A 5674-nucleotide genomic window follows, 5' to 3' on the forward strand; every position below is an offset into this window, starting at 1 on the left:
AGGAATTTTGGTGTGAATTGGAGCGTTGAGAGCGTACGGTCCGGTTGGGCTGGAGACAACGATCGTCGTTGAACCACCGCCATCAAGATTGACCGCTTTGTCGGCTCCTAGCTGTACCACAATTTCAGCAAGTTCGGCGAGCGTACCTCCTTCGCTGTAGTGTGGCTGCTTGCCGTCGATCGCAATTAGCCAAAGTCTCTGTCCTGCGGCATCAACCGCCGCTGCTACGCGTGGGTAGGACTTCACGGTGCTAGAAGCAGATTTACTGGTCGGCTTGCCGCCAGCCACAAGCAGTTGCTTGCCTGCAACTGCCTGCACTGTTCCAGATGGGCACTTCCCCGTTTCCTCAATCCGAGCGCGGCGATCCGCCCCGAAGCAAAGCGCCGCCCAGTTGCTCCAACCCGTTGAGTAAGCGGCTCCATTAGAAATTCCCAGCCCCAGCAGATTCACGCGATCGCCGCTGCGAGGATAGTAATTCCAGAAGTTTTCTTCGTGAAACGGATGGAAGAAGTTGGCGTTGATGGCAAGTTGCAGCTTAAACTCCGTCAAAAATTCAGACGTTGTCCGGGCAGTGGTCTCTGTCTCATCGGGCGTCGCCTGTCCCGGTGTCGCCAGCACACCGATTCCGGGCGCAGTTAGATTGATCGCCACGATATGAATCATCATCGGGCGCGGCACAGACCGAACCTGCCGCTGATAGGTAATGCCCGGAAACAGCGATCGTGCGGCTTCGACTCTGGGTGGGCGAAGGAAATGCGGCATCGCATACAGTAGCAGTGGTAGCAGCAGCACGCCAAATCCGATCGCCCACCATCCGTAACGCTGCCAGTTTTTACTCGCCATTCCTCTTCCTATGCGCTTTGCTAACCACGATCTACGCAATCGATCCTTTCGTCGTCAAGATCTCACTCAAGCCGACTTCAGTGGCGCAGACATCCGGGGCTGCGATTTTAGCGGCGCGCGACTGGTCAAGGCGAATTTCTCTGGCGCAAGAGCAGGACAGAGTCGCCGCCAGATTGCCGTCTTAGGCGCGGCGATCGCGCTCACGGTTGGGCTAGTCGGTTACGCAACCCATCAGCTTGTCTATGGCTCACTCGGTAGCGGGTCGGGCGATCGGACCTGGTTATTGGTCCAGGTTTTGTTTGCGGTGCTGATGCTGGCAGGTGCGGCGTCTGCAAGTCGGGCGTGGAGGCGCAGCACCCTGACGAAAACGGTTACGGCAACGCTGGCAGGCGCGATACTAGGATTTTTCCAGGTAGGCAGCGCCACAAACAACAGCCCACAGGCGGCGCTCGTGGGAGCGGTAGCAGGCAGCGTGGTACTTCTAGCGGCAAGTCTGCGGTGGCAGGGACGCTGGCAAATCGCCATTTCCACATCCGGAACGCTAATGGCATACGGAGCCGCCTTTCTGATCGGGACGCAGGCGATCGCGTTCCTTAGCGTCCAGCGCTTTGCCGAAGGCACCGCCCTCGGTCTGCTGTCGCTGCTGTATCTTTGGCTGACGCTGGTTTCGCTGACGGTGGTTGTGCGCGATGCCCACCGCGCGATCGGCACCTCCTTTCGCGCCGCCGACCTCACCGACGCCCAATTCGACGGAGCCAATTTATGCAACACCGATTTCTCTGACGCAATGGGTCAACCGAATCGTCAGTAGCCAGACTGCACAGCCGAATCGGAAATTGCGAACAGCCATTGCCCCTTCGCCCTATAGTGTTAAGGACAGCGAATACCCCTAGCACGTATGGTTTCCTCGACTCAATCAACGATCGGCGTAGCGATTGTTGGAACAGGCTTTGGTCAGAAAGTTCACATTCCTGGGTTTAAAGCGCACCATCGAACCCAGATTGTCGCCGTGTACCATCGGGATTTGGCGAAGGCAGAAGCGATCGCCCAAACTCACGGCATTCCGCACGCCTGCCAGACCGTTGAAGAGATTGTTCGGCTCCCCGACGTGCAGGGCGTTAGCATCTCGACGCCGCCGTTTCTGCACTACGAGCAGGCAAAAATTGTCCTAAATGCTGGAAAGCACTTGCTACTCGAAAAGCCCACCACGCTCCATGCTGCCGAAGCCGAAGACCTGCTGCACCTCGCCACCTCACGGGGACTGGCGACAGCGCTGAACTTTGAGTTTCGCTGCATTCCTGCGTGGCTGCGATTGGCAGAACTGCTGGCAGAGGGCTATGTGGGCAAGAAGCGGCTGATTAAGATTGACTGGCTAGTGCCGAGTCGGGCAGATGCATCGCGTCCGTGGAACTGGTACGCCCAGAAAGAAAAAGGCGGCGGCGCGTTGGGCGCGATCGGCTCTCATGCCTTTGACTACATTGCGTGGCTATTCGGTCCAGTGCGGCAACTCTGTGCTCGCCTTGCGGTGTCGGTGCCAGAGCGTCCCGAGCCCAGCAGCGGACAGCTTAAACCTGTAGACGCCGACGACATCTGTACAATCCTGTTGGAACTGGCAGACGGCACGCCCTGCCAAGTTTGCCTGAGTGCAGCAACGTACCAAGGACGCGGGCACTGGGTCGAGGTCTATGGCGCTCGCGGCACGCTGGTCTTGGGCAGCAGCAACCAAAAGGATTACGTCCACGGCTTTCAGCTCTGGGGCGGTCCGGCGGGCGAACCGCTGACAGAGCTAGAGATTCCTTTACATCTGGAGTTTCCGCGCACGTTTGAGGACGGTCGAATTGCGCCCTTTGTGCGGATTGTGGATCGCTGGGTGCAGGGCATCGATCAAGGACGATCGGTGGAACCGTCGCTGCAAGAGGGACTGTACTCGCAACACCTGATGGATGTGGCGCATCAGTCGAATCAGACGGGCGCTTGGGTGCAGGTGCCGTAAGTCCTACTCCGACCACTCCTGCGCCAGCACGCCATAAACCACTAAATCAATGAAGCGATCGTAGAGCCATTCGGTTTCTCGTAACATTCCTTCTTGTTTGAACCCCAACCGCTCTGGAACGGCACGGCTTTTGTGATTGGTTGCTGCTGCAAAGATTTGCACGCGATTCAGCATGAGTTCACTGAATGCATAGGTCACTACACGATGGCAGGCTCTCGTCATGATGCCCTTGCCCTGAAACGGTTCTGCCAGCCAGTACCCTAGCTCCACCTTTGCTCGATCGGGGTCGTGAAAGCCAATGCAGCCCGCTAATTCGCTGCGATACCAAATCCCCGCCGAAAAGCCGTTTCCGTCAGCGAACTGCTGTAAGGAGTGCTGAATAAACTGTTCGGAATCGTCGGCCGATCGAGTCCCATCGACCCACGGCAGCCACTCGCGCAAGTAATCTCGGTTTTGCTCGACTAAGGCAAAGAGTGGCTCTGCATGACGCGGTTGCAACAGTCGCAAGTCAATCTCGCTGTCTACCTGAACGTGAAACATGGGGTGTAATCGGGTTCATCTCGTCCCCCTAAACAACAGCCGATCGCTTCACGATTCCTTAATGACATCAAATTGCTAAGGTTTATTGAGAAGTAATTTGACTACTGATAGTGATATCAACTACCCAAAACACTACTATTGTTCTCTAGGCAAGTTAGATGCGTTTGCCCTGCCTAACGTTCTCAATCAGCGGCGGCAGATAGTCTTGAACTTCTACCAATATTTGTACTGTCCGCACCAATGCAGTGTTATGTTGTTAAACTTTGTGATATTTTTCCCTGCCTCTCTTTAGGTGCGAAATATTCTACGAGTCACTGATCTGTTACTAGATCAGCCAACCTTTTGCTGCCATGTCAACCGCTTCTTCTGATCGACCATATACAGCTACAGACTCATAAATTGAGTCTTGATTCCATTTCAAAACAGCTCCTAAATTGGCAGAAACAGGCTCGCAAGTTGAATTGCAATCAGAGCCCCCAAATTGTAGAAGCAGTCGAGAGCTTATTGGAAATAGCCCTAGCGTAATTCTTCCTTGACTATCACTTTGTAAGAAGACGGGGTCATCAGGACAGACAAAACTATCATCTTCACTACGAATTAGAAAAAGGGGAAGCTGTTCAAGATTTTTAAAGGCTGTTTGATAAAGATCCATAAACATCGGCAAATCATATTCTGAATCGAGCTTCATCTGCACTTGTACTTCCATATTCATAGGTGATTCTTTAGCAATGTGAGGTAAAACAACACTGCTCATAAATTTCCTTGTAGCTGGAGAGCGTGCATGTTGAAGTGACGTAAAAAGTCTTAACTCTTTTTGTCGTTCAGCTTCACACGGAAGTAGTTCTTCAGAGATGACCTCTTCCAAAGCTGGTTTGAGCCGGTTCTCTAAAGCAGTCAATAGCTTTTCATAACATTCAGGTCGGCTATCATGAAGCGTTTTGTATTGATCTTTTTTGACAGCAACATTTTCCACCTTAGTCCGTATGGGTGAGGCACCGCGTCGTTTCATCCAAATTTTGCCCTCTGCATCTGCAAAGTGTCTAAGAATGGATCTAGGTATATGATGTTGTCGCATAACAACTTATTACATAGACAAAGATCTTGATAACATCATGATTAGAACAATATCAAGACTTTGTGTCTGTGTATTCACCCTTTGAGGAACAATATCGAGACGTTTGTCTCATGATATTTCCGCTATGGGACATTATTGAGAGGACTTCCGTATTTTTTCAGATCCCCTCAACCGATCGCTCCTCCCAGTCCCAAACTCTCCAGCCAAGGGATTGACGGAACAGCCGCACTACCGCTATCCTCACAAACTAAGGTTGCAGGTGTGTTCTCTCACGTGCAATCCGTATTCCCAAAAATTCAGCGACGCTACCCGATGCTGTTGGTCGCAGCAAAGGGTAGCTAACCTCCGAGACTGATCGTGGCAGTCACGGTGGCTAAGGGCGGATCTTAGCATTCTCCTAGCCACCTTGCTTCCTTATGTCGTGGGGTGGCTGAGTTTTTGGGATTTCCTCCCCTACACGTACAGGAGATCCCAATGCTACGAGCGTTTTTGTCATCGATGCCGCCGATCGTTCCCGGTGCGCCTCTTCCCGATCGTGCCCCTTCCGACTCATGGGAAGAGGTGCGCGTTCTCGTCATCAGCAGTCCCGACGGTGTGCGCGAAACGGTGCATGAGCTACATCGACGCGGCTTTGCTCAAGTCGGCACATGGAGTAAACTGCTACCCGGACCCAACCCCGGAGAAGTCATGAGCATTCTGACGCGACGACGCGCACGCAAGCAACGCAAATAAGCGATCGCAAAATAGGGGCGACGCGGCAGTTCTATTGCGCGATCGCCCTCTTCCGTTCTTCGCTGCTGCTTTAGATGCGTTTACCCTACAACATCAAAACAAGTTCGCAGTAGAATTTACTGCCATTCATCAACTGAGACAGGCATTTAGCAGCGCAATCGGGGACCTGACTAGGATTTAGAAAGAGCAAAGTTGCTGCATTGACGCAGCGTGATACGGCTGTTTAAGTACTAAAAGCAGCCAGGCGATCGCAGTTCACGCTCTAGAGGAGCACAGTCTTGCGGCGTCCTGCGGCTGAATTATTTGTAATAATCTGGCTCTGGATCAGCAAAACTAGACGGATCGTGGAGATAGCGGATGATTTCTTCTTCCAAACGATGGATCAGAAAGGGTTCGAGACTGCTGCTGTGCTTAAGTGCTGCCAGATAGCCATCGACATACAGGCGCAGGTCGTCAAAGCGGTAGCCCCGATTCCAAAGGTCAACCAAGGC

The 5674-nt window shown here is 53.1% G+C and carries 7 protein-coding genes; 3 read left to right on the forward strand and 4 right to left on the reverse strand.

What is annotated here, in order from left to right; genetic code table 11:
• Positions 1-843: phosphodiester glycosidase family protein (locus H6F43_RS14730; protein WP_190343489.1), on the reverse strand; the 843-nt coding region annotated here is incomplete at its 3' end.
• Positions 844-853: 10 nt separating this feature from the next.
• Here H6F43_RS14730 and H6F43_RS14735 point away from each other — a divergent pair.
• Both H6F43_RS14735 and H6F43_RS14740 read left to right on the forward strand, forming a co-directional pair.
• Positions 854-1654 carry a pentapeptide repeat-containing protein gene (locus H6F43_RS14735; RefSeq protein WP_190343494.1) on the forward strand — a complete coding sequence of 267 codons (801 nt, stop codon included), beginning with the start codon at positions 854-856 and terminating at the stop codon, positions 1652-1654.
• An 87-nt stretch (positions 1655-1741) separates the two neighbouring features.
• Positions 1742-2836 (forward strand): Gfo/Idh/MocA family oxidoreductase, encoded by a 1095-nt coding sequence (locus H6F43_RS14740; protein WP_190343490.1) that lies wholly within the window; start codon positions 1742-1744, stop codon positions 2834-2836.
• 3 nt (positions 2837-2839) lie between these two features.
• On the opposite strand, the gene H6F43_RS14745 is transcribed toward H6F43_RS14740, so the two are convergent.
• The gene (locus tag H6F43_RS14745; RefSeq protein WP_190343491.1) at positions 2840-3376 is read right to left on the reverse strand and encodes a GNAT family protein; all 537 of its coding nucleotides are present in this window, start codon (positions 3374-3376) and stop codon (positions 2840-2842) included.
• 325 nt (positions 3377-3701) lie between these two features.
• Positions 3702-4451, reverse strand: a complete 750-nt coding sequence (locus H6F43_RS14750) for a DUF4238 domain-containing protein (protein ID WP_190343492.1) — start codon at positions 4449-4451, stop codon at positions 3702-3704.
• Between the two features lie 474 nt (positions 4452-4925).
• On the opposite strand from H6F43_RS14750, the gene H6F43_RS14755 reads away from it, so the two are divergent.
• Positions 4926-5183, forward strand: a complete 258-nt coding sequence (locus tag H6F43_RS14755; RefSeq protein WP_190343493.1) for a hypothetical protein — start codon at positions 4926-4928, stop codon at positions 5181-5183.
• Positions 5184-5482: 299 nt separating this feature from the next.
• Here the strand turns inward: H6F43_RS14755 and H6F43_RS14760 are convergent.
• Positions 5483-5674 (reverse strand): DUF6761 family protein (locus H6F43_RS14760; RefSeq protein ID WP_242025632.1); only part of this gene is annotated, 192 nt, incomplete at its 5' end.

Source organism: Leptolyngbya sp. FACHB-36 (genome assembly GCF_014695955.1).
GTDB lineage: Bacteria > Cyanobacteriota > Cyanobacteriia > Leptolyngbyales > Leptolyngbyaceae > FACHB-36.

Bases quoted from the DNA above. Each gene is read 5' to 3' on its own strand.
- H6F43_RS14735 (WP_190343494.1), top strand. From the start codon at position 854: ATGCGCTTTGCTAACCACGATCTACGCAATCGATCCTTTCGTCGTCAA.
- H6F43_RS14740 (WP_190343490.1), top strand. From the start codon at position 1,742: ATGGTTTCCTCGACTCAATCAACGATCGGCGTAGCGATTGTTGGAACA.
- H6F43_RS14745 (WP_190343491.1), bottom strand. From the start codon at position 3,376: ATGTTTCACGTTCAGGTAGACAGCGAGATTGACTTGCGACTGTTGCAA.
- H6F43_RS14750 (WP_190343492.1), bottom strand. From the start codon at position 4,451: ATGCGACAACATCATATACCTAGATCCATTCTTAGACACTTTGCAGAT.
- H6F43_RS14755 (WP_190343493.1), top strand. From the start codon at position 4,926: ATGCTACGAGCGTTTTTGTCATCGATGCCGCCGATCGTTCCCGGTGCG.